The sequence below is a fragment of the Actinoplanes sp. CA-015351 genome (genome assembly GCF_050955685.1).
Taxonomy (GTDB): Bacteria; Actinomycetota; Actinomycetes; order Mycobacteriales; family Micromonosporaceae; genus Actinoplanes.
This window is the reverse complement of record NZ_CP192102.1, coordinates 430,401-453,932: the sequence shown is the minus strand read 5'-3', so window position 1 is coordinate 453,932 and position 23,532 is coordinate 430,401. Positions and strand designations below refer to the sequence as shown.

Annotated in this window: 22 protein-coding genes; 10 read left to right on the top strand and 12 right to left on the bottom strand. The window is 69.4% G+C overall.

Annotated elements, in window-relative coordinates; genetic code table 11:
• Window positions 1-103: 103 nt before the first annotated feature.
• A complete protein-coding gene (locus tag ACQP2E_RS02045; protein ID WP_111652103.1) occupies window positions 104-916 on the bottom strand; it encodes an RNA polymerase sigma factor SigF in 813 nt (270 codons plus the stop codon).
• A gap of 379 nt (window positions 917-1,295) precedes the next feature.
• On the opposite strand from ACQP2E_RS02045, the gene ACQP2E_RS02040 reads away from it, so the two are divergent.
• On the top strand, window positions 1,296-1,961 hold the full coding sequence (locus tag ACQP2E_RS02040; RefSeq protein WP_433828193.1) for a DedA family protein: 666 nt from the start codon (window positions 1,296-1,298) through the stop codon (window positions 1,959-1,961).
• A gap of 89 nt (window positions 1,962-2,050) precedes the next feature.
• On the opposite strand, the gene ACQP2E_RS02035 is transcribed toward ACQP2E_RS02040, so the two are convergent.
• Window positions 2,051-2,266: a hypothetical protein gene (locus tag ACQP2E_RS02035; RefSeq protein WP_433828192.1), complete on the bottom strand. Its 216-nt coding sequence runs from the start codon at window positions 2,264-2,266 to the stop codon at window positions 2,051-2,053.
• A 388-nt stretch (window positions 2,267-2,654) separates the two neighbouring features.
• On the opposite strand from ACQP2E_RS02035, the gene ACQP2E_RS02030 reads away from it, so the two are divergent.
• Together ACQP2E_RS02030 and ACQP2E_RS02025 are read left to right on the top strand one after the other, a co-directional pair.
• Window positions 2,655-3,350, top strand: coding sequence for a hypothetical protein (locus ACQP2E_RS02030; protein ID WP_433828191.1), 696 nt, complete (start codon window positions 2,655-2,657; stop codon window positions 3,348-3,350).
• 158 nt (window positions 3,351-3,508) lie between these two features.
• Window positions 3,509-4,339 carry an SDR family NAD(P)-dependent oxidoreductase gene (locus ACQP2E_RS02025; protein WP_433828190.1) on the top strand — a complete coding sequence of 277 codons (831 nt, stop codon included), beginning with the start codon at window positions 3,509-3,511 and terminating at the stop codon, window positions 4,337-4,339.
• On the opposite strand, the gene ACQP2E_RS02020 is transcribed toward ACQP2E_RS02025, so the two are convergent.
• Window positions 4,308-5,444, bottom strand: coding sequence for a hypothetical protein (locus ACQP2E_RS02020; RefSeq protein WP_433828189.1), 1,137 nt, complete (start codon window positions 5,442-5,444; stop codon window positions 4,308-4,310). The two genes, ACQP2E_RS02025 and ACQP2E_RS02020, sit on opposite strands and share 32 nt — an antisense overlap.
• A gap of 6 nt (window positions 5,445-5,450) precedes the next feature.
• Window positions 5,451-7,529, bottom strand: a complete 2,079-nt coding sequence (locus ACQP2E_RS02015; protein WP_433828188.1) for an alkaline phosphatase family protein — start codon at window positions 7,527-7,529, stop codon at window positions 5,451-5,453.
• Window positions 7,530-7,657: 128 nt separating this feature from the next.
• Between ACQP2E_RS02015 and ACQP2E_RS02010 the strand changes: the two genes are divergently transcribed.
• Window positions 7,658-8,854: a glycoside hydrolase family 18 protein gene (locus ACQP2E_RS02010; RefSeq protein ID WP_433828187.1), complete on the top strand. Its 1,197-nt coding sequence runs from the start codon at window positions 7,658-7,660 to the stop codon at window positions 8,852-8,854.
• On the opposite strand, the gene ACQP2E_RS02005 is transcribed toward ACQP2E_RS02010, so the two are convergent.
• The 7 genes from ACQP2E_RS02005 to ACQP2E_RS01975 form a co-directional block, all read right to left on the bottom strand.
• The gene (locus ACQP2E_RS02005; RefSeq protein WP_433828186.1) at window positions 8,841-9,578 is read right to left on the bottom strand and encodes a LamG domain-containing protein; all 738 of its coding nucleotides are present in this window, start codon (window positions 9,576-9,578) and stop codon (window positions 8,841-8,843) included. The genes ACQP2E_RS02010 and ACQP2E_RS02005 overlap by 14 nt on opposite strands.
• A gap of 50 nt (window positions 9,579-9,628) precedes the next feature.
• A complete protein-coding gene (locus ACQP2E_RS02000) occupies window positions 9,629-10,015 on the bottom strand; it encodes a RidA family protein (RefSeq protein WP_433828185.1) in 387 nt (128 codons plus the stop codon).
• Between the two features lie 19 nt (window positions 10,016-10,034).
• Complete coding sequence (locus ACQP2E_RS01995) at window positions 10,035-10,757, bottom strand: tetratricopeptide repeat protein (protein WP_433828184.1); 723 nt, start codon at window positions 10,755-10,757, stop codon at window positions 10,035-10,037.
• 82 nt (window positions 10,758-10,839) lie between these two features.
• Entirely contained in the window at window positions 10,840-12,060 is a 1,221-nt protein-coding gene (locus ACQP2E_RS01990; protein WP_433828183.1) for a tetratricopeptide repeat protein, read from the bottom strand.
• A 12-nt stretch (window positions 12,061-12,072) separates the two neighbouring features.
• Complete coding sequence (locus tag ACQP2E_RS01985; RefSeq protein WP_433828182.1) at window positions 12,073-12,660, bottom strand: TMEM165/GDT1 family protein; 588 nt, start codon at window positions 12,658-12,660, stop codon at window positions 12,073-12,075.
• Window positions 12,661-12,850: 190 nt separating this feature from the next.
• Entirely contained in the window at window positions 12,851-14,254 is a 1,404-nt protein-coding gene (locus ACQP2E_RS01980) for an alpha/beta hydrolase (protein ID WP_433833730.1), read from the bottom strand.
• A 37-nt stretch (window positions 14,255-14,291) separates the two neighbouring features.
• On the bottom strand, window positions 14,292-15,737 hold the full coding sequence (locus ACQP2E_RS01975; protein ID WP_433828181.1) for an MFS transporter: 1,446 nt from the start codon (window positions 15,735-15,737) through the stop codon (window positions 14,292-14,294).
• 77 nt (window positions 15,738-15,814) lie between these two features.
• Here ACQP2E_RS01975 and ACQP2E_RS01970 point away from each other — a divergent pair, with 77 nt between their 5' ends.
• On the top strand, window positions 15,815-16,396 hold the full coding sequence (locus tag ACQP2E_RS01970; RefSeq protein ID WP_433828180.1) for a TetR/AcrR family transcriptional regulator: 582 nt from the start codon (window positions 15,815-15,817) through the stop codon (window positions 16,394-16,396).
• A 71-nt stretch (window positions 16,397-16,467) separates the two neighbouring features.
• On the top strand, window positions 16,468-16,968 hold the full coding sequence (locus ACQP2E_RS01965) for a hypothetical protein (RefSeq protein WP_433828179.1): 501 nt from the start codon (window positions 16,468-16,470) through the stop codon (window positions 16,966-16,968).
• On the opposite strand, the gene ACQP2E_RS01960 is transcribed toward ACQP2E_RS01965, so the two are convergent.
• Entirely contained in the window at window positions 16,940-18,514 is a 1,575-nt protein-coding gene (locus tag ACQP2E_RS01960) for an APC family permease (protein WP_433828178.1), read from the bottom strand. The two genes, ACQP2E_RS01965 and ACQP2E_RS01960, sit on opposite strands and share 29 nt — an antisense overlap.
• 101 nt (window positions 18,515-18,615) lie before the next feature.
• Here ACQP2E_RS01960 and ACQP2E_RS01955 point away from each other — a divergent pair, with 101 nt between their 5' ends.
• From ACQP2E_RS01955 to pseI, 4 genes are all read left to right on the top strand, one after another.
• The gene (locus tag ACQP2E_RS01955; RefSeq protein WP_433828177.1) at window positions 18,616-20,889 is read left to right on the top strand and encodes a putative bifunctional diguanylate cyclase/phosphodiesterase; all 2,274 of its coding nucleotides are present in this window, start codon (window positions 18,616-18,618) and stop codon (window positions 20,887-20,889) included.
• Between the two features lie 111 nt (window positions 20,890-21,000).
• Window positions 21,001-22,062 carry a glycosyltransferase family 2 protein gene (locus tag ACQP2E_RS01950; protein WP_433828176.1) on the top strand — a complete coding sequence of 354 codons (1,062 nt, stop codon included), beginning with the start codon at window positions 21,001-21,003 and terminating at the stop codon, window positions 22,060-22,062.
• Window positions 22,063-22,066: 4 nt separating this feature from the next.
• Window positions 22,067-22,519 (top strand): GNAT family N-acetyltransferase, encoded by a 453-nt coding sequence (locus tag ACQP2E_RS01945; RefSeq protein ID WP_433828175.1) that lies wholly within the window; start codon window positions 22,067-22,069, stop codon window positions 22,517-22,519.
• Window positions 22,516-23,532, top strand: a complete 1,017-nt coding sequence (gene pseI, locus ACQP2E_RS01940) for a pseudaminic acid synthase (RefSeq protein ID WP_433828174.1) — start codon at window positions 22,516-22,518, stop codon at window positions 23,530-23,532. The genes ACQP2E_RS01945 and pseI overlap by 4 nt, the downstream gene beginning before the upstream one ends.

Below are 23,532 nucleotides of genomic sequence, written 5' to 3'. Positions count from 1 at the left end.
TCCATCTTGCCCGCTGCGCCAAAATTCGCACTGGTACGACCAGCTCATAAACAGACAGCGGCGCCGACCCGAAGAACCAGGTCGGCGCCGCCATTCACGTGAATCAGATCGTGTCGGCGGACAGCTGGCCACGCAGCTTCGTCAGCGCCTTGGTGAGCAGTCGCGAGACGTGCATCTGGGAGATGCCGATCTCGTCGGCGATCTGCGACTGGGTCAGGTTGCCGTAGAAGCGCAGCGTCAGGATCTTCTGCTCACGCTCGTCGAGGGTGGCCAGAGCCGGGCCCAGGGAAACCCGGGTCTCGGCGATCTCGAACTCGTGGTCCTCGCCGCCCAGCGTGTCACCGAGCTCGGTGTTGCCGTCGGCGCTGATCGGGGTGGAGAGGCTGGTGGCGTTGTAGGCGCGAGCGCCTTCCAGGCCTTCCAGCACGTCCTCTTCGCTGATGCCCAGGTGCACCGCGATGTCCGGCACTGTCGGGGAACGGCCCAGCGAGTGGGTCAGCGTGCTGTTGGCCTCGGTGATCGCCAGGCGCAGCTCCTGCAGCCGGCGCGGCACCCGCACCGACCAGGTCCGGTCCCGGAAGTGCCGCTTGATCTCACCGATGATCGTCGGAATCGCATAGCCGGCGAAGTCGACTCCACGCTCGGGGTCGAACTTGTCGACCGCCTTGATCAGACCCACCATCGCGGTCTGGATCAGGTCGTCGGTGGGCTCGCCGCGGCCCGAGTAACGGTGCGCGAGGTGACGGGCGAGCGGCAGCCAGGCCTCGATCGCCTTGTCACGGAGCTGAGCGCGGGACGGGTGCCCGGCGGGAACGGCGGCGAAGGCGCTGAGCAGTTCGGCCGCACTGTCCACCGGAGCCTTGGCGCTGGCGGCGGTCGACGGCGCCACCGCCGTCTTCGTCTCGGTCACGGTCATGTCGTGGTCCTCCCTGGCCCTTCCGGAGAGCCGGCCCTGGTGAGGGCCCGGTGTCGGTAAGGGCGATCCATATCCATCGGACGACGGGTTCTAAACGCCATCCGAGCGCACTTGGCCGTTCGGTTATGCAGACTCTAACTGACAGGCCCAGAGAAGACTAGCCGAAAGTATGAGTCATTTACCGTACGAAAAGGGTTGGAATCGGATACACGTCTGTTCGCCAGGGCTTAACCTTGATCACTAGTACCCACCGAACGAGGTCGCGACCCTACTCCGCCGGGTGATTCCGCCGACCATGACCCGGATCGCCAAAGGTCCGACATCGGTTCGGGAACAGGTCCATGTGGTGACGCTCCCCAGTGGCGCTACCGTGTAGCGGATGCCACCTTCAGCCGATCTCCCCGGGTTTCTGGACAGTGTTGCCCCGATCCTGGACCGCTGGGGCTACCTCGCCATCGGCGGCGTGATCGGCGTGGAGAGCTTCGGTGTTCCGGCCCCGGGCCAGACGATCATGGTGGCGGCATCCATCTACGCGGGCGCCGGCCGGATGAACATCTGGTTCGTCGCGATCATCTCGTTCGTCGCTGCCGTGGTCGGCGACAACATCGGTTACTGGATCGGCCTCCGCGGCGGCCGCAAAGCCGTGCACCGCTGGGGCAAGTACATCTTCGTCACCCCGGAACGGCTCGAGCGCGCCGAACAGTTCTTCGCCCGGCGCGGCAACCGGATCATCGTGGTGGCTCGCTTCATCGACGGTCTTCGGCAACTCAACGGCGTGATCGCCGGCATCACCAAGATGCCGTGGCGGGCCTTCCTTCTCTACAACGCGATCGGCGCGGCCCTCTGGGTCGGCTGGTGGTGCACGGTGGCACACCTGCTCGGCGTGCACATCGTCAAGATCATGGCCCACGCCCACAAGTACTCCTGGGCCGTCATCCTGGTGCTCGTGCTCGCGATCGGCGGATACGCCTTCTGGCACGTTCGCCACATCCGGAAGCGCCGCGCGCGACTCGCCGCCGGCTCCGTCGAGGAGAGCCAGGCCTAAACCCTTCTTGGGTACGCGTAAACGAGGGCAGTCCCCGCCGCCCACTGCGGGAACCGCCCTCGTTCCTATCCCCGAACAAAGTCTTTCTTTTAGGTTCCCTGCGAAGGCGCGGTCGTCGGCGCCTGCCCGTCCGCCGGAGCCTGACCGGCGGGCGCCTGCCCGTTCTGCTGCTGCAGCCCCGGAGCACCGCCACCGGGTGCGGCCGGGACCGAGGCGCTGCTGTCGTTGCTCAGAGCCGCGGTTACACCGGCACCAACGCCGGCACCGCCGAGCGCAGCTGCCACAAGTGCCGCGACCATGGCCATCTTCGGTTTCTTCCGGCCACCACGGGTGTCGCTGAGATCAGGCGCCCACGGCTCCGGCGCCGAGGCTGACGGCCCACCGTGTGCTCCTGCTCCGGGGGACGACGGCTCACCGTGTGCTCTGGACCCGGAGGACGGAAGCTCACCGTGTGCTCCTGCTCCCGGGAACGACAGCTCACCGTGGGCCCTCGACCCGGAGGACGGAAGCTCACCGTGGGCCCTCGACCCGGAGGACGGAAGCTCACCGTGTGCTCCTGCTCCTGCTCCTGCTCCGGGGAACGACGGCTCACCGTGTGCCGGTGGCGCGGCGGGTGGGGCGGGCATTGGCTGCGACAGCACTGGCTGAGGCGGCACTGCCTGGGACGGCACCGCCTGGGACGGCACTGCCTGGATGAAACCGGTCGGTGCCGCGGCGGACATCTCCACCGGGCCGTTCGGTGCGTGCGTACCCTGCTTCACCCATGCGGTCGGCGCTGGCTGGGCCGGCGTTCGCCATGAAGTGCTGGGTTCGGAGACCTCCCGCGGAGCGTTCCACGCCGCTGTCGGTTGCTCGGCGGCCGCGTTCCACGGCTGGGGCTGCTCGGGGACGCCGCTCCAGGAGGGCGGGACCGAGTCGGGCACGGTTTCGTTCCAAGGCGGAGAGGCCGGGGCTGACCAGGACTGCGAGGTGCTGCTGTTCCAGGACTCCGAGGTGCTGCTGTTCCAGGACTCCGCCACCTCGTTGTTCCACGGCTGCGGCGCGGGGCTCTGCGGCCGGTTGTCGACGGCCGGGGTCCAGGAGAGGGAGGTGTTGTCGTTCCAGCCCGCTCCGGGATCAACAGCCTGCGGGGACGCGGGCGGCCAAGCGCCGGGGGCACTAGCGCCTTCGGCCGCCCACGAGTCCCGTCCGCTTCGGGGGACACCCACGTTCGGGCGCTCCCAGGAAGCGTGCGCGCCGCCTGGATCCGCCGGGGGAGCAGGCCAGGCGGCGTGCGCGCCACCCGGCTCGCCGGAGGGTGCGGACGGGGACCAGTCGAGCGGTATCGAACTCGGGTCGGGCACCTCGGCCGGCCAGGTCGCCGGCTCACCGTGGGGGGTACGGGGATGAGCCCCGGACGGGCGGCCCGGTGCGTACGGATCGTGCTGGGTCATCGGAGCTCCTCGGTTGTGTGCGGCGCTACCGGGAGAAAGACTGACGAGCCGGGCTATGCGGATCCTGTGCGGTCGTTAGGCGCCGGATATCAGAGCTGACGAAAGAGCATCGACATGCAGCGGTTCACCTTCGCGGGGCGTACCTGCGTGATCACCGGGGCGGCCGGCGGGATCGGCGGGGCGCTGGCGCTCGAACTGGCGAGACGGCGGGCGGCCCTGGCACTCGTCGATCGGGATGCCCAAGGTTTGCGGCGGGTCGCGGAACTCGCCGGCGAGCTCGGAGCAGCGGACGTTTCGACGTACGAAATTGATCTGAGTGATGGTGGTGACCGGCGGGACCTGGCCGCGGCGGTCTTGGGCCGCCTTGGCCGCGCCGATCTCTTGATCAACAACGCGGGGGTGACGCTGACCGGGACGTTCGAGCAGAACAGCCTGGACGACGTGGAGTGGCTCCTGGAGATCAACCTGCATGCGGTGATCCGGACGACCAAGGCTTTCCTGCCGCAGTTGCTGGAGCGGCCGGGTTCGCACATCGTCAATGTCTCAAGCCTGTTCGGGCTGCTCGCGCCGCCGGGGCAGGTGGCGTACGCGACAAGCAAGTACGCGGTACGCGGCTTCACCGAGGCACTCCGGCACGAGCTGGAACCGCGCGGCGTCGGGGTGACCGTGGTGCATCCCGGCGGGATCCGCACCCGGATCGCGGCGAACGCCCGGGTCAGCGGCCTGGACCCGGACGGCGAGCAGGCAGCGCAGGCCCGCCGGTTCGCGGAGGCGGCGCTCACCATGCCGCCGGAGGAGGCCGCCCGGCAGATCGTGGCGGCCATCCAGTCCCGCCGGCCACGTCTGGTGATCACCCGGGAGGCGCGGGCCGGTGATTGGCTGGCCCGGATCGCGCCCGCGCGGTACTGGAAGATCAGTGAGCTGGTCGCCCGCCGGTTTCAGTAGCTTCACTGGAAAATCGGGCGAAATGCGGTCTGGGCGATCCGCCCACCGTGGTGAAGTCGCCACCCGCGTCGATGGCTTCCGCCCGGCTGTCGACGCCGAGGACACGCACCCCGATGACGCCGTTCGCCTGCGGCGCCCAGTCGGTCAGGCGGCCCGATCCGGTGATCGCGGCGAGCTTGATCCGCGGTTCGGCGCCGTCCAGGCAGGTGCCGCGCGGCCCGTTACGCGGGGTGAGGCAGACCTTGTCGAAATGCCCGCCGACATAGGTCACACCCTTGTGCCTGGTGATCGCCACGGCGTCGCCGTCGAAGACCCGCTGCCAGCGCAATGAGCCGTCGAGGCGGTACGCGACCGCCCGCCCACCCTGCCCGCCGGTGGCCACGAAGACCCCGCCGCTGTCCACCGCGAGCGCGTTCACCTCGGCGGTCACCTTCGGCCGGAAATACCGGTCAAGACTTCCGTTGCTGCTACTGACCGCGGCCAGCCGCAGCGTGCTGCTCACATCGTTGATCTTGTGGAACGCCCCGCCGAGGAAAACCTGCTGGCCGCTCACGGCGAGGGTGTGCACCCGGTCGTCGGCCTTCGCCGCCCAGCGCGTGTCGATCCGGCCGGTCTTCAGATCGAACGCCGCGAGGTTCCGGCGCGGCTTGCCGTCGACCGAGGAGAAGCTGCCGCCGAGATAGAGGCGACCGTTGCCGGCGGCAAGCGTGTACGGAGTGCCGTCGACCTCGTGGCTGAACGGCGCGAGGGTGCCGCTGACCCCGCTGAAGTGGGCGATCGCGTCCCGTTTGACCCCGGCGACCCGGTGGAAGTCACCGGCGGCGAACACCCCATCGGTGGTGGTGGCGAGTGCGCGAACAGCGCCGTCGGCGTCCGGCGCCCATTTCATCAGCTTTCCGGTACGCGAATCGAAAGCCGCCAGCCGCTGCCGTGGATAGGTGCGCCCCTCCCACGTCGCCTTCGTGAACGACCCCCCGACATAGACCGTGTCACCCCGGTACGCGACCGCGTGAACCGTGCCGTTGAAAGTGGGTGCCGGCCGGGTGATGTCGGCAGGTGGTGGTGCCGGAGTCAACGCGAGGAACAGAGCAGCAAGGAAACGCACATTGCTCTAACCATCTCGGCTGGGGGAAAGTCGCGCCGTTCCCGCCGGATCGAGATCCTCGGCATATAGGGTCTCTTTTCGCAGGCCCAGCATCTCCAGCCATTCGACGAGCTGCTGGTGAATCGCGTCCGGCCCGTCCAGCTCACGGGCGATCGGCCAGCCGGACGGGTGCACCAGCACCGCGTCGGTCTGCCAGCCGCCGAGGCCGCCGTGCGAGCCGACCAGCTCCTCGAACGCCGCCACCTCGTGCGTGACCGGGTCCACCGAGCTGATCACCACGAGGTCGCCGATGTGCACCGAACTTTGGTGCCGCAGCAGGTCGTGGCAGGCCGCCGGACCGTACGGCAGGAGCGGATCGGCGCCGGTGATCATGCCGTCGCGCAGCCGGTGCGAGCCGTCCGTGCCGTACGCGACGGGTCCCTCGTCGGTCTGCGCCACCACCAGGCCGACGCCCGGGTGCGCTGCCAGCCCGTCGACCAGCCGTGGGTACGCGTGATCGACCGCCGCCCGGTTGAGCCGGTGCGGGAACCGGGTCAGGTAGATCAGCGACAGGTTGCCGGAGGAGACCACGAGCAGCGGCGCGGACGGCGGCGGAGTGTTTTCCGGCTCGACCTTGCCCTCCTCCTCGGCCGGCATCTGCGGGCCGGTCGCCTGATCGGCCCCGGCCAGCCGGTCGACCACTTCGTCAAGCGTCTCGCCGTACCGCTGGCGGAACGTGGCGCCCTGGCTCTGGCCGTGGTCGGAGAGGACCACCAGGTGATAGCGGCGGGCCGCCTCCGGTGCAAGGCGTTCCAGCACCCCGAGCATCCGGTCCAGGCTCTCCAGCTGGCGCATCGACTCCGGGCGGGCCGGGCCGGCGTGGTGCGCCACCTCGTCGTAATCGACCAGGTCGCAGTAGATGGCCGGCACACCGCGGGCCATCTGTTCGGCCATCAGGGAGACGTTCACGTCGCGCAGCAGCATTGACGCCGGCCGCAGGGCGAGGAACGCGCCGGACCGGCTGACCCGGGGCTGAAGGTTGCGTCGCCGCTGCAAGCGGGCCTGGTGCAGCTCGGTGAAGACCTCGGCAACACCGAGCACGAGCGCGCGGGTGAAGCCGTACGGGGAGGCCATGAACGCGGCCCATCCCCGGGCGGAACGGCCGGGCAGCGCCGCGTGGCTGACCGTCAGCAGGTTCGTCGCCGCGTCGCCGCTGAACGCGTTGCTGATGCTCACCCCGCCGTCGCGGAGCAGTCCCCGGCCGTCGCTGAGTCGTTTCTCGATGATCGCCGCGTCGCGCGGGCGGTTGGAGACCATCAGCTTGCCGGTCTCCTTCTCGAACCAGCGGAAGCCGGGGATCTGCCGGGTCGCGCCGTGCAGGATGCCGGCCTGCGATGCCGGCGTGGTCGACGGCAGGCCGGTGTGCCAGCCGCGCATCGCGTGGCTGCCGGTTCGCAGCCAGTGACCGAGGGTGGGCAGGTTGCCGGCCCGGACCGCCCAGCGCAGCACCGGCTCGGCGACACCGTCCAGCTGCACGATCAGCAGGCCCGGCTCAGCACCGGGACGCGGGCGGCGGAATGTGATCAGTGGTCCGCCGGATCGGCGTGCGGCTCGGCGGCGGACGCCGCGCATCAGCCGGCGCGCTTCCCGGACGAACGTGTCGTCGCTGCCGCTGTCCGCCATCCAGTCCAGCAGAGCAGCCACCACGACCGCCAGGATCGCAGCGGCGACAAGCGTCGGGAAACCGCTGATCTGCTCGGCCGGATCCAGTTCGAGGGCGATCACCATGACCGCGACCTGCGCGACCACGCCGAGCAGCATCGCGCCCCAGCCGCCCAGCGCGGTGATGCCGAGCAGCAGCAGCGGGCGCAGCACCGCGCCGACCACGGCGACCATCACCACCAGGCCGAGGATGTCGAGCAGGTCGGTGCTCGCCACACCGGGCATCAGCCAGAGGGTGAGCGTGAGCACCACGAACGTGGTCACCGCGCTGCGCAGCACGGCACGCATCCGCTTGAAGACGCGTCGCCAGGCGATCAGGTCACGCACCTCGGCGCGCCAGCCTCGGGCGTACGGGTCCGGGTCGGTATGCCGGCTCAGTGCCACGGCTTTGACGATCGCACAGCCACGCTTTCCTGACCCGCTGACGTCACGAAGGACACGTTCGTGATCGTCCTACTCCTTTAGAGGGAAATAGAGGCGGCTCACCGCAGGTGGCGGCTAGGTTCGGGCCGATGCGCGGTCGCTCGGCGTTCCTTCTTATCCTGCTCCTTTTACTGACCTCCTGCACCGATGATCCAGAGCCGTCGCCGTCACCCACCCCCGGTGCCCAGGTCGTGGCCGGCTATTTCACCGAGTGGGGTGTCTACGGTCGCGGATTCCGGGTCAAGAACCTTCAGGACAGCGGCGCGGTCGGTCGTCTCACCCATTTGAAGTACGCCTTCGGCAAGGTCGACGGCGGCAAGTGCGCGGTCGGGGACCAGTGGGCGGCGTACCGCAAGCCGATCGAGGCGGCGGACAGTGTGGACGGCGTCGCCGACGCGCCGGCGGACGTGCTCAAGGGCAGCTTCGGCCAGCTGCGCAAACTCAAGGCCACGAACCCGGGTCTGAAGGTGCTCTGGTCGTTCGGCGGCTGGAGCGGATCGGCCGGTTTCACCGAGGCGGCCCGCGACCCGGCCGGATTCGCCGAGTCCTGCCGCGCCCTGATTCACGACCCGCGCTGGGCCGGGCTCTTCGACGGCATCGACGTCGACTGGGAGTACCCGAACGCGTGCGGGGTCGTCTGCGACACCAGTGGTCCGGGCGCGCTCACCGCTACGCTCGCCGCGCTTCGCGCGTCTCTCGGCGCCTCCGCCTTGATCACAGCCGCGGTGCCAGGCGACGTCGGAAAGCTGCGGGCCAGCGATTACGCAAGCGCCTCACGGTACGCCGATTGGCTCGGAGCGATGACGTACGACTACTTCGGCGCCAGTTCCGGGTCGAAGGATCTGCGGACGGCGGCGCATTCGGCGCTTACTCCGTACCCAGGTATCCCGCGCACGGCCGCGACCACCGAGGCGACCGTCGCCGAGCTGCTCGCCCTCGGTGTGCCGGCGGCGAAACTGCTGATCGGCGTCGGTTTCTACGGCCGGGGCTGGACCGGGGTGGACGCCGCCGGACCGGGCGCCACCGCCACCGGCCCGGCACCCGGCAAGTACGCCAAGGGCATCGAGGACTACCACGTGCTGGCGGACCGTTGCCCGCCGACCGGAACGGCGGGCGGTCAGGCGTACGCCCGATGCGGTACGCAGTGGTGGTCCTACGACACCCCGGAAACGATCGCCTCGAAGGTGGACTTCGCGCGGGCCCGAGGTCTCGGCGGGCTGTTCGCCTGGGAGCTGTCCGGCGACACCCCGGACGCGGCTCTCATGAAGGCGCTCAGCCGATCCTGACCCAGACATTGTCGAGGACGCCGTTGAACTGGTCGTTGTCGCGGTAAGCGCCCTTCGCCCCGATGGTCAGCGGGCGGTTGTTGCTGACCGCCAGGGTCGCAGGGACCGTGGTCCAGCCGTGCCGGACGTCGTCGACGTAGATCTCCAGCCGGTCGCCGGTGCGTTCGCAGCGCAGCCGGTGCCATCGGCCGTCCGCAGTGCCGACGGCGCTGCGGGCGATCCGGATCGTCGGCCGGCTCACGTCCACCAGCACGCAGCTGGGATGGCCGGCTGTGCCGTCGATCTGGAGTTTGTACTGGCTGTTGGCCCGCGAATAGCCCTTCTGCAGGACGTTCTGCCCGGGGCTGGTCTGCCCGGGAGCGAGCAGGACGTCGGCGCCGAACCCGATGTCCCGGGTTCCCGGGTTCAGGTCGGCCGAGATGGTGCTCTGCAGGGCCACGTGCGGGCAGACGGTGCCGGTGCACTTGCCGGGGAAGGCCAGGGCGGTGCCGGGGCCGTGCACGACCGGGCGTACCTGGCCGCCGCCGACGGAGAGCACACGCAGATTGTGGCCGTTGCCCGACTCGTCGACGATCGACGAGGGCAGCCCGTTGAAGTCGTACCGGGCGATGGTCACCGGGATCGGCTCGATCGGCTGGTCAGGTGCCGGGGAACTGGCGACGGCCGGCTCCGGCGCGGCGACGGTCACGATGACCAGCAGTGCGGTGGACAAGCATGATCGCATACCCGGATTATCGGATGTGCCCTTTTAGCCGCACCCGGAAATTCCGCAAGTCAGCTGGAGAGGTGAGCCTCTACCTCTATCTCGATTTTCATTCGGGGGTCGAGGAGGCCGACGACCATCATGGTGGCTGCCGGGCGTACGTCGCCGAACCAGCGGGACAGGACCGGGGCGCAGGCCTCGAAGTCGGCGCCGGAGGGCAGCAGGTAGCGGACCCGGACCACGTCGGCGATCGAGCCGCCGGCCTCGGCCAGCGCCGACGCGATCGTGCGCAGGCACTGCTCGGTCTGCTCGGCCACGTCGTCCGAGATGGTCATCGTGGCGTAATCGAAGCCGGTCGTCCCGGAGACGTGCACCCGGTCGCCGTCGAGGACGGCTCGGGCGTATCCGAAGCGCTCTTCGTACTCCGAGCCGCTGAAGATGGCACATCGCTGCGTCATGGGCATGAGCCTAGTGAGATCACTCGTCCTTGCGGCCGAACAGCTTCCAGCCACGCTTCTTCTTCTCGACGACCGGCTCGGCAGCGCCGTTGAGTATGTCCAGCCGGGTCTTGGCGACCGGGTTGCCCGGCTCGATCCGCAGCGAGGTCGCCAGCGCCTGGCGGGCCTGATCGACATGGCCCAGCGCGGCAAGGGCCATGCCGTGGGTGAAGTAGTAGTGGGCCTCGTTCGGGTCCAGGCTGATCGCGGTACGGGCGGCCTGCTCCGCGTCGGCGGTCTGCCGGTCGGCGGCGAGCAGCGCCCAGGCCACCCGGTCGTGCCAGAGTGGGTTCTTCGGTTCCACGACGATCGCGCGGTACGCCATCGACAGCGCCTCGTCATGGCGTCCGAGCAGGGTGAGCGCGCGGCTTGCGATGGCGAGCGGGCGCGGATCCTCGGGTGCCAGCTCGATGGCCTTGTTCGCGGCGTCGAGTGCGGTGTCCATCTGATCGAGGGCCAGCCGGACCCGGCCCATCAGGATCCAGCCGGACACCGACGCGGGGTGGGCAGCCAGGATCGGTTCGAGCTGGGCGGCGGCCTGTTCCGGCTGCATGTGTTCGAAGAGCGCGGCGGCACGGGCCACACCCATGTCGGCCGGGTCGGCGAAAGCACGCGCCGGGGCATCCGGGGTCGCGACGCCGAGGGGCAGCGCAGTCCGGGCCAGTTCGGTCCGTGCCAGCTCGGTCCGGGCCAGCTCGGTCATCGGGTCGCTCCGGGGCACATACGGCTGGGGGTCACGCGGTCTTCTTCGGCAGCCACGGGTCGTTTCTGAGACAAAAGGGCTCTTAGTGCGTACCCCTGAATGAAGAGCGACGTCGCCGGAAGATGACTGACAGGCAGGCGACGGCGGCAGCCGGCGCCGCCAGGAAGGCGGCGAGCCGCCAAGCCGGATCCGCCGCGTCGGTGATCGCGAGGCCAAGCGTGGCCGCGGCGCAGACGCCAACGATGAGCCAGAGCGAGTTGGTGGAGAGGCCTCGGCCGTCGTCGCCCGGCTGATCGGCCGGAGCGGTCAGCAGACGGACACCGAAACCGGTGGCGGCGGCCGTTCCGAGCAGCGCGGAGAGCCAGCCGGCCGGCGCCACGATCGCGAAGAGCAGCAGCGCGACGGCCACGCCGGCGGCGATCACCGCGATCCGCTGCCGGCCGGACGTGAGCAGGTTGCGCAGATAACTACGCAGTGCTGGATCGAGCCGGGCGACAAAAAGACCTGCGTACGCGGCCGGCGCGAGCGCCGCAGCGGCCGCGATCACCCGCGCGGAACCAGGCGAGGAGGAGGCGAAACGCCAGCCCAGGTACGCGAGAAGCGTCAGCAGAATCGCCGTGTAGACCAGGAACTGCCGCAGCGCGACGTCCAGCAGGAACCGGCTCGCCTGCTGTCCCGGATCCGACCGCAATGCCCCGACCAGGCCGGATGCGCCTCGGGCGAGGCGGCCCAGGGCGAACGGGTGGTGATGCACCACGTCGAGGGCGGCCAGCTCGTGCTGGGCGACCGCGTTGTCCGGGTCGAGGGCCAGCGCGTCGCGAAGCGCCTGACGGGCCCGGTCCCGCAGGTCGAGCTGCTTCATCACCATGGCGTACGTGATCCGGAAGTCGGCCTCGTCCGGGCCGAGCCGGACCGCTTCGCGCGCCGCGTGCTCGGCCTCCACCGGATGCCGGCTCTCCTCCAGGAAAGCCCAGGCCAGCCGGTTGTGCCGGTACGGGTTGTCCGGCTGGCGCAGCACCGCCTCACGCGCCGTGGCGATCGCCTCGTCGTGCCGGTCCAGTGCGGTGAGCACCCGGCTCAGAGCGGCGAGCGCGTCCGCCCACTCCGGGGCGTTGCGCACCGCGCGCCGGGCCACCTCCTCGGCGAGCTCGGGCTTCTTGAGCGCGAGCTGCGCGTGGGTCATCAATATCAGGGCGGTGACGTCGTCCGGTTCCGACGCGAGCACCGGGCCCAGCAGCTCCGCGGCGGCGCCAGGCTCACCACGGACCAGCTGGATCCGGGCCATCTCGACGGAACGGGTCACGCGGACGCCCTCCTAACGGACTTCGATCACACCCTCGGCGATCAACCAGATGCCGAAGATAGCGAAGAGTGCGGCAGCGCCATATTTGATCACCTTCTCCGGCAGGTGCTTGCCGAGGTACCGGCCGACCAGGATGGCCAGGGCGTCAGCGGCGACCATGCCGATCGTCGAGCCGACCCAGACGCCGAACCAGCCGTGCTGGGTGGCGAGCGTGATGGTGGCGAGCATGGTCTTGTCACCGAGCTCGGCCAGGAAGAACGCTCCACCGACGGCCCAGATCGCCGAGCCGGTGGAGCGTTCTGCCTTGGTCTTCTCGTCGTCGGTGAGCTTGTCGCCGCGCAGTGTCCACGCACCGAACGCGAGGAACGCGATGCCGGCGACCAGCGAGATCCAGCCGGTCGGGAGCGCGGCACCGAGGCCGTAACCGATGCCGACCGAGACGAGGTGCACGACGGCGGTCGCCACCGTGATGCCGATCAGGACCGGCACTGTTTTGAATCGGGTGGCGAACGTCATCGCCATGAGCTGCGACTTGTCGCCCAACTCGGCCACGAAGATCACGGCGAAACTGACGCCGAGCGCGACGAGAAAACCATCCACAGGAAACTCCCGGTATCTGGCGACCGGGAGAAGGGCGACGGGCGACCTCGACCCGGCCGCTCTTAATGAAACGGCCTGGCCGAAGGTCTCGCTCGCCTTTCCGGAGAAAGGCCGCGCGGCCGGACGCCGGAGCGTCAGTATGTCGACCGCGTCATTGGGAGCTACTCCCCTTCGCGGGGTCGAGCATAGCTCACCGAGTGATCAGTTCCTGCAGACGAAGGCGGTCGTAGTTCTTCGTCACGGTCCTTCCCAACGCGGCGTTCGGGGTTGGCAGCACGACCGGCACGCATTCCTTGTCGGAGCGGTCGGCCTTCAGCCGTTTCGGGAGCGCGCCCGTCGCCAGGTAATCCGCGATCGTGTCGTCGATGCACCGGTTGCCGAAGAGCGACCCGGCGTGCGTGGTCCCGCCGACCCCTTCGATCAGCGCGGACGTCGGGAACCGGCGGCGTGCCTCGAGAGCGCCGGAGAACGGCGTGGCCGCGTCCAGGGTCTCGCTCAGCATCAGCAGCGGCGGCGACTTCGCGCCGTTCACCTTCACCGGGCGGCCGGCCTTCGCGGGCCAGTGCCGGCACGGCGCGTTGTACCAGGCGTTGCCCCAGGTCTCGAACGGCGCCTTCTTGTGCACCCGCCAGTTGTCCTTCTTCCAGCGGCGCCAGTCGGACGGCCACTTGTTGTCGGTGCACTGGACGGCCAGATAGATCGCGTAACTGTTGTCCGCGCCGGCGTCCTGCGGGTTCTTCTCGTCGTAGAGCCGCTTCAGCGCCGCCGAGTCCTTCTTGGTCACCCACGCCGAGAACGCCTGCGCGGTCGCCTCCCAGCCGAAGACGTAGTAGCCGGCCTGAAGGAAGACGTCGGTGAACTCGGCCGGGCCGATCAGTCCGCCGGCCGGTTTCTTGGCCAGGTCGGCGAGTTGCTTGTAGTACAGCTTCTCCACGGCCTTCGCGGTCTTGCCCAGGTGATAGATCGCGTCGTACTTGGCGAGCCAGGCGAAGTACACCTTGATCGCTTTGTCGAAGGCGATGTCCTGGTCGAGGTTCGACTCGTACCAGACCCGGGTCGGGTCGACGACGCCGTCGAGGACCATCCGGCGTACCCGCTCCGGGAACTTGGTCGCGTAGACCTGGCCCAGGTAGGTGCCGTACGAGAAGCCGTAGAAGTTGATCTTTTCGGCGCCCAGGGCGGCCCGGATCGCGTCGATGTCGCGTACCGCGTCCTCGGTGCGCATGTGGTTCAGCAGCTCACCGCCGGACTTGGCGCAGGCCTTCGCGTACGCCGTGGTCTTGGCGTGCCAGGCCTTCTCGATCTCCTTCGTCGTCGGCACGTATGCCGGACGGTTGTACCCCGCGTAGTCACTGACGCAGGTCAGCTTCGGCGTGCTGGCGCCGACCCCGCGCGGGTCGAAGCCGATCCAGTCGTACGCGGACCCGGCGCCCTTCGGCACGTGCGCACCAAGCGTGGCCATGCTCTGCCCGGCGCCGCCCGGCCCACCCGGGTTGACCAGGATGACGCCCTGGTACTTGTCCTGCGGAACGGTGTGCTTGATCCGGGAGACGGCCAGCTGGATCTTGGTGCCGGCCGGCTTGTCGTGGTCCATCGGCACGGCCAGCATCGCGCACTCGGCAGCCTGTGCCTTAAGTCCGGCTTCGGTGCAGGGGCCCCAGGTGATCGCCGCCGCGTTGCGCCCGCCGCCGATCGTCCCGGCTTGTGCCCCCGTCACCATGGCGCCGGTGGCGCAGAGCGCGACCGTGGTGGCGGCCGCCCAGAATCTTCTCATGTTTGCCCCTTGTGTCCGATTCACCCCATATGGTGTGGGGTGAATCGGACATCGGGTGGGAGTCCACGCCGGGCGGTCGCGTCTTTATGCCTTTTTCGAGCGCACCTGAATCACCAGGGGGCGCGCCTGGATCGCCAGGGCCAGCGCTCCCAGGGCCGCCACCACCCCGCCGTAACAGCGCCGTCTCGTGCAGCCCGATCCGTCCGGCCACCACGCCGGCGACCACAGCGGGCAGGCTGAACGCGGCGTAGGAGATCACCAACGCCACCGCCATCAGCTCACCACGCTCGTGCGGCGCGGCGATCCGGGCCAGGGTGCCGAACGACGCGAGCGAGGCCGCGCCGAAGCCGATGCCGGACAGGACCGTGCCGGCCACCGCCAGCGGGAGATCTCCGGCGACCATGCCGGCGACCGCGGTCGCCCCGCCCGCCGCCAGGCCGGTGCCGGCGATCGCCAGCACCCGCGCGGTCGGCACGGCACGCAGCAGGAACGACGTCACCGCGCCGGCGCCGCAGAGCAGCGTCACCACCAGTCCACCGACCAGGTGGTCGTGCAGCCCGAACGTGTCGGCCGCCACCGAGGGGCCGAGCGACAGGTAGAGCCCGCCGAGCGCCCAGCTCGCCACGATGATCGGGACGAGCCCCAGCAGGTCGGCCCGCAGCCGGGCCGGAACACCGAGCTTCGGTACGAGAGACCCGGCAACGCCCGGACGACCGCCGGCCGTCTCCGGAAGCAGGACGACGGCGACACCCGCGGCGACCATCCCAGCCAGCAGCAACCCGTACACCAGGTGGGTCGGGAAGGGCGCGTACTCCACCAGGACACCGGAGCCGAGCGCGCCGACGCCGAGGCCGGCGACCGGGGCGATGCCGCTGATCAGGCCGGCCCGGCCGGGAGCGTGCCGCGGGTTCAGGTCGATGAGCGTGGCGCCGAGCGTGCTCAGCGCCGCACCGGTCGCCACACCCTGCACGATCCGGGCCGCGATCAGCGTGGTGACGTCACCGGCCAGGACGAACAGGAGCAGGGCGACCGCTTCCAGCGCGACCGCGCCGACCAGCACCGGGCGGCGGCCGACGTGGTCGGAGAGCGCGCCGAGCATCAGCAGCGCGAGGATCAGGGCCGCGACGTAGACCGCGAAGATCACCGTGAGCGTCGCCGCGGAGAAGCCCCAGAGGTGCTGGTAAACGACGTACAGCGGGGACGGCACGGCGGCCGCCGCCGCGAAGGTCACCAGGATGGCGGCGACCGCGGCGAAGCCGGCGGGTTGTTTCGTCTTGCTGATGGCTTGCGCTGTCAGAGTCACAGCTTCTCCCGTTTGAACAGACAGGTCTGTCTAGCGACTCCCTGACACTAGACAGACCTGTCTGTTATCGTCAAACCATGTCAGTCACATCACCCCGCAGGTCGGCACGTGATCGCCTGCTGGACGCCGCCGACGAGCTCTTCTACGCCGAGGGTGTGCACGTCGTCGGCATCGACCGGGTGATCGAGCGGGCCGGTGTGGCAAAGGCGTCCCTCTACAGCACGTTCGGCAGCAAGGACGAGCTGGTCAGGGCCTACCTTCAGCGCCGGCACGAGGCCCGCCGGATCCGGATCACGACGGGCCTGGAGCGCTTCGGCAACCCGCGCGACCGGTTGCTCGGGGTCTTCGATCTGCTCGCCGAGACCGCCGCCCGGCCGGGCTACCGGGGGTGCGCGTTCTACAACGCCAGCGCCGAGTCCGACCCGGCCGGCGTTGTCCAGGAGGAGGCGGACACGACCCGGGCGTGGACCCGGGCGCTCTTCGTCGACCTGGCCCGGGACGCGGGCGCCCGGGATCCGGAGGCGCTCGCCGCGCAACTGGTCATCCTCTACGACGGCTCGAACGCCGGGGCTCGGCTCGATCGGGGCCCACAGGCGGCAACGCTCGCACGGGCGATGGCGGCCGTCCTGCTCGACAACGAATTTCCAGAATCCAGCTGATTTCAGCTCCACCCGAACGCGCGCGCCCGAAATTTCCCCTTCCGGCGGTGTGGCCTGTCACCATGCGAAACATGGACGAGTTCTGGCTCCACCCACGGCTGGGGACGGCAACTCGGGACGGCCAGGCCCCGTGGCATTACCTGGTCGCCCTCCAGCACGCGGCGCAGACCCTCGACGCGGATCCGAACTGGCAGCAGTGGTGGCAGGTTTCCGGGCTGGCCGGGTGCGAACTCGGCATCGTCACCGAGGGCCGGCTCGACCACCTGCGGCCCAGCGCCGACATCCGCCGGGTCGACGACCTTCTGCGGGCGAACTTCACCTGTGAACTGCCACCAGCAGGCGCCGGCCCGGACGAGCTGGCCCGCCGCGCCACCACCGAGATCCGGACGATGTTCGCGGTGATCCGTGAGGCGATGGCCCTGCCCGATCTGCCGCCGACCCCGGAGCCGTCAGCGCCGCCGGCGAACCCGGACGACGTGCCGATCACCGCGAAATCGCTGCCCAGCATCCCTCGTGAGCTGGAACATCAGGGTTATCTGACACTCACCCAGGTCCAGGACTTCTTCGGTTAGCCGCCCGTTCGGGGCGATGAACGCCGGGATCCCGTTGCTGGGGGATCCGGATTTCTGGCGACTCCTCTTTTACTTTCTCTGGCGTCACCACCACTGCGGTTCCGCCCAGGCCGATCCCCGCGTATCGGATCGGCCACCGCCACCTGATCACCGCCGCATGCACGAGCCCGACCAGCACGACTGCTCCGATCGCCGCCGGCACCGCCCGGACCAGGGGATAGCCGGCCGGCAGCCCGAGGATCTGGGGTAGGTCGCGAAACGCCAGGTAAACGAGGCTTCCAAGGGACACAGTGGACAGAAGGGGCGAAATAAAACGGGTCCAGGCGCCCTCGTCACCCGGCACCCGGTTGAGGTGGAGCAGCGCCGCCAGCGACGCCGCCAGGAGCAGGAGCAGGATGCTGAGCGCACCGCCGAGGATCATCCAGCGCGCGGTCACCGGCCCCGGATCGGCGCCGGCCACATACGCACCGGCCAGCGCGGCTCCCGCGATCAGAGACTGGGTCAGGGAGGCGGCCCGTGGAGCCCCGGTACGCCGACCGGTGCCGGCCAGCACACCGGGCAGCACGCCGTCCCGGCCCAGCGCGTACAGGTGGCGCGCCAGGGCGTGATGCAGTGCCAGCACGCCGGCCAGCACGCTGGTGACCAGGATCAGCCGGCCCAGCGTCACGGCCCACGGCAGCAACCGCTCGTCGGCCAGGTCGAAGAGCAGCTCGGAGCCGCGGGCGTCGGCCACCGCGCCGATCCGGGAGGGTCCGGCCGCCACGATCATCGTCCAGGAGAGGCCGCCGAGCAGCAGCGCGACGAGCACCGCGGCCCCGTACCCACCAAGCCCGGCGGTGCGCTGCGGCCGCAGTGACTCCTCGGCGTAATTCCCGGTGCTCTCGAAACCGGCGAACGCCAGCACACCTGCCGCGAGCAGAAGCCCGAGCACCGGGCGGTCGATCAGACCGGGATCGTCCACGCGGATCGAGTCCAGGGTGATCCGCCCGCCGAACGGCTGGAGCAGGTTGCTCGCGCCCATCCCGGCCAGAACCGCGGCCTCGCCGACCGCGAGCAGGCCGATCACTCCGGCAGCCACCTCGATGCGCATGGTCCCGAACAGCGCCACAAGTACCCAGCACCCGGCCGCTCCGGCCCACCACGGGACCGTCACACCGGCCCAGCTCTGTGCCAGTGGCGTGACGGCGGCGCCGGCCAGCGCGTACAGACCGAACTGGATCGCCTGATAGCCGGTCACCGCGAGCCAGGCGGTGGTCAAGCCCGCGGGGCGGCCCAGACCGCGAGCAACCTGTGCGTACGCGGCACCGGCGCTCGGCGACCGGCGAGCCATCGCCGCGTACCCGCCGCAGAAGAGCAGCAGCACCACGGCAAGGGCGACGAAAGAGAGAGGTACGAGCGCGCCGGAGCCCGCCGCGAGGGCGACCGGGACCAGAGTGATCAGGGTGACCACCGGCGCAGCGGCCGCCAGACCGAAGAAGGATACGGAGGCCGCGCCGATGCGACCGGAGGCCAGCACGTGCGGCGGATCATCCTCAGGCGTGCCCACGGCTTCCATTCAGTCGCACCAGCCTCATCCACGCAACTGGGGGTAGCCGTTCACTGACCGTTCGTGACCAGGTTGGCACGTGAATCGCAACTTTTCCTCAGGTGGGCATCACCACCGCCGACTGCAACCACGTGCTAGCGACAGAGCAACTGACGGAGTTCCTCACCGTCGTGGCGGATCGGCCGGACGAGACCGCGGCGCAGCACGCCGCCGTGGAGTGCGCGGTTCGCGCGCTCGGCGCCGACCTCGCGGTTCTGATGGTCGACGGGGGCGTTGCTGCGGTCGTCGGGCTGCCCGCCGATGCCGTTCCCGCGTACGCCATCGGCGAGATCGCCGCCGGCCGACGTGTGACGCTGGAGATCGGCGACGACTCATACACGGTGGCTCACGCCCCGATCAGCGGTTACTCGCCCGGTGCGCTGGTGCTGGGCCGGCGGGCCGCCGGCTTCACGATCGAGGAGATCTGCCTGCTTCGCGGCATGGCACAGGTGCTCGAACTGAGCCTTCAGGCACTCCAGCTGGTCGAGGCGGAGCGGCTGCAGGCAGCCGAGAACGGCCGGCTGATCGACTCGCTCCAGCGCCGCCAGCGCCTCTTCGACGAGCTCAGCACCGTGCAGCGGGCGATCGCCCGGCGCGAGCCGCTCCCCCGGCTCCTCGAAATGATCACCGAGTCGGCCGCCGAGCTGATGGACGTCGAGATGGCCGGGCTCACCGTGCTCGACGCCGACGACCTGAGCAAGACCAGTCTGGTCGCCTCGCACGGGGTGCCGGACGATGCCGTGATCCGCATGCAGCGGGTGCCGGTCGCCGCTCTCGGCGCCGCCGGGCTCGCGATCATGGGCGACGAGCTGGTCGCTGTCGACGACTACGCAAACTCGCCGATTGCCGTACCCGAGATTGTCCGTGCCCAGCTCAAGAGCGTGATGGCTCTGCCGGTGCACGAGAACGGCGTGGTCGTCGGCGCGATGTTCGTCGGGTCGTACACCAGGATCCGGGAGTGGGACAAGGCGTCCCAGGACATCCTGAAGGCGTTCGCCGAGCACGTCAGTCTCGCGATCACCGACGCCCGGACGCTGCGCGAGATGAACGCCGCGTTCCACGACGCGCTGACCGGGATGGCGAGCCGTTCGCTGTTCATGACGCGTACCGAAAACGCTCTTGTCACGTCTCGCGCCGGAGGTGCGGCGGCGCTGCTGATCGACCTGGACCGGTTCAAGGTCATCAACGACTCGCTCGGGCCGAATGCCGGAGACCGGCTGCTGGCCGCGGTCGCCGACCGGATCCGCGAGTGCCTGCGCACCGACGACACCGCCGCCCGGCTCGGCGGCGACGAGTTCGCCGTGCTGCTACCGGACGTCAGCGGCGTGGAGGCGGCAGTGCCCGTGGCCCGGCGGATCGTCGCGTCGATGCGGGACCCGTTCGACCTCGACGGCCGGGAGATGTACGTGACGTGCAGCGTCGGCGTCGCGTACGGAACAACCGGCGAGGAGGACGCCCAGGAGCTGCTGGTCCGCGCCGACCTCGCCATGTTCGAGGCGAAGAAGCAGGGCAAGGACCAGTACACGGTCTTCGACCCGGAGATGCGGGCGTCGTTCCAGAAGCACCTGGAGATGGAGGCCGACCTGCGCCGGGCCGTACTGCGGCACGAGTTCCAGCTGCGGTTCCAGCCGATTGTGCGACTGCGCACCGGTGAGATCTCCGGTTTGGAGGCGCTGGTCCGCTGGCTGCACCCGGAGCGCGGGATGATCCCGCCGCTGGACTTCATCCCGCTCGCCGAGGAGACCGGCATGATCGTGCCGATCGGCGAATGGGTGCTGCGCGAGGCGTGCCGTCAGGCATCCGGGTGGAACGCGCGCCGACCCGCCGACGCCGCGCCACTGACCGTCAGCGTGAACCTCTCCGCGGTGCAGCTGGAACGCGCCGACCTGCCGGACGTGGTGCAGTCGGCACTCGACGAGAGCGGCCTGCCACCGCACTGCCTGGTGATCGAGCTGACCGAGTCGTTGATCGTGGACCACCGGCCGGAGACCCTGAACCGGCTGCACGCGATCAAGGCGCTCGGTGTCCGGCTGGCGATCGACGACTTCGGCACCGGGTACTCGTCGCTCGCGTACCTGCGGCGTTTCCCGGTGGACATCATCAAGATCGACAAGTCGTTCGTCGACGATGTCGGCGACGTGCCGGCCGCGGCAGCGCTCACCCACGGGATCATCCAGCTGGGCCAGGCGCTGCAGCTTTCCACGATCGCCGAGGGCATCGAGGACGCCGGACAGCTGAGCGAGCTGACCGATGGCAACTGCGAACTCGGACAGGGCTACTTCTTCGCCGAGCCCCTTACCGCCGACGCGATGCAGGACCTGCTGTTCGGAGAATGACGCGGCGGGTAACGGCTGTTACCCGTTTGGACCGCCAGAATTGCCTGTGACGTAGATCCCTGAAAGGTCTGGTTACCCTGCTCTTCACGTCCGGGGTCGAAATTTGGCCACATGGACGTTCTGCTGACCGTCGTAGTCCCGGTCTACGCGGTCGAGGGCTACCTGTACCAGTGTCTGGAGTCGATTCGCGCCGGCCTGACGGCCGAGGAGAACGCGCAGGTCGAGGTGATCGCTGTCGACGACGCCTCCCCCGACTCGTGCGGACTGATGCTGGACGGGTACGCCACACGCCACGGTGACCTACGCGTTGTTCACCTCACCAGCAACGTGGGCCTCGGTCTGGCCCGCAACGCCGGTCTGGTCGAGGCCCGCGGCAAGTACGTGTGGTTCGTGGACAGCGACGACTGGCTGCCCTCCGGCTCGATCCGGGCGGTGCTGGACAAGCTCCGCGCCACCGAGCCCGACGTGCTGCTCATCGACCACCTGCGGGTCCACGAGAACGGTCGCCTACAGACGGACGCGAGTTCGCCGATGCTGCGCGGCACCGTCACCCTGGACCGGCTGCTCGCCGTGCAGCACACCGCATGGAACCGGATCATGCGGCGCGACTTCCTCACCAAGCACGACCTGCGCTTCCCCGCCGGGTGGTACGAGGACGTTCCGTTCAGCAACCCGGTGCTGCTCGCCGCCGAGCGTGTCGAGGTCCTCGACCGGGTCTGTTACCACTACCGGGTCGGCCGGTTCGGAGCGATCACCGCCACCCGCAGTGAACGGCACTTCGAGGCCTTCGAGCAGTGGGACCGGCTCCACGCGTGGCTCGACGCGACAGGCGTCGACCCGGCACTGCGAATCCGGTTGTTCACCTTGATGATCAGCCACCTGCTGGTGGTCGCCGGAAACGACTCCCGGGTGCACCCGCGCCGCCGCCGCCAGTTCTTCCGGAAGATCGCCGGGCTCTACCGGCGGCACCGCCCCGAGGGCTATCAGCCACCGGCCGGTACCCCCGGAATCAAGCACCGGCTGGTCGCGATCAACAGCTACGCGATGTACTCCGCACTGCGAACGGGTTACCGCGTAGCGGGTCTGCGGCGCCGATCCACCGAACGGACACCTGTGGTTTCCCCGGACCTCCCCTCCGCGCCACAGCGGGTCCAAACCACATCCCTACGTTGACGGCGTGCTACGTCCCGCCCGTGACTCCGACCGTGACCTCGTGCTGGGCTGGCGCAACCACCCATCGGTGCGAGCGGTCAGCCTCACCACCCACGAGATTCAGCCCGCCGAGCACGCCGCCTGGTGGGCGGCCCGCAGCGGCAACGTCCTGATCTACGTCGACGAGAACGACGTGCCCGCCGGAGTAGTGATCTTCAACGGGACCACCTGGTCGTTCTACCTCGACGTCGAAGGGCTCGGATCCCGCCTTCTTCCGGCCTGGATGCGCCTGGAGAAGGAAGCCGTCGAGTACGCGTTCGGCACCCTGGGCCTGACAACCCTCGGTGGCGAAACGCTCGCGGAGAACAAGCAGGTGCTCGCGCTGCACCGGCGCTTCGGCTTCCGGGAGACGCGCAGATACGAACGGATCGTCGACGGGGTGCCGAAGACGGTCGTCTGGACAGAGAGAGCGAAATGAGCAATTCGAAGCCGTACATCGTCGCGGAGATGTCGGGCAACCACAACGGTTCGCTCGATCGGGCATTGCAGCTGGTGGATGCCGCCGCTGACGCTGGGGCCGACGCCATCAAGATCCAGACGTACACCGCGGACACCCTGACCGTGGACGTGAAGCACCCGCGGTTCCAGCTGTCGAAAGGGCACGAGCTCTGGGGCGGCGAGTACCTCTACGACCTCTACACCCGCGCGCACACCCCTTGGGACTGGCACGGGCCGATCTTCGACCGCGCTCGTGAGCGTGGGATCGCGGCCTTCTCCAGCCCGTTCGACCCGACAGCGGTCGACCTGCTGGAGAAGCTGGACGCGCCGATGTACAAGATCGCGTCCTCGGAGATCACCGACCTGCCGCTGATCCGCCTCGCCGCCTCGACCGGCAAGCCGATCATCATCTCCACCGGCATGGCGAACCTCCGCGAGATCACCTCCGCGGTCGACGCGGCCAAGGGCGCCGGCGCCACCGACATCACGGTGCTGAGCTGCACGGCTTCCTACCCGACCCCGCCGGAGTTCACCAACCTGCGCCGCATCCCGGTGCTGGCCGAGGCGCTCCAGCTGCCGATCGGACTGAGCGACCACACGCTTGGCATCGGCGTACCGATCGCGGCCGTCGCGTTCGGCGCCGTCCTGATCGAGAAACACGTCACGCTGAGCCGGTCCGACGGCGGCGTGGACTCGGCGTTCTCCCTCGAACCCGCCGAACTCGCCTCGCTCGTGGTGGAATCGGAACGGGCCTGGCAGTCGCTCGGCACCACGAGCATCGGCCCGACCGACGCCGAGAAGGAGGGCCTGCGGTTCCGTCGTTCGCTCTACGTCGTCAAGGACGTGGTCGCGGGCGAGCCGGTCACCGCGGAGAACGTCCGGTCCATCCGGCCGACCGGTGGTCTCGAACCGGACGCCATCGGTACCGTGCTCGGACGCGTCTTCCAGTCGGACGCCGCCAAGGGAACACCGCTCACCTGGGATCTGGTCTGA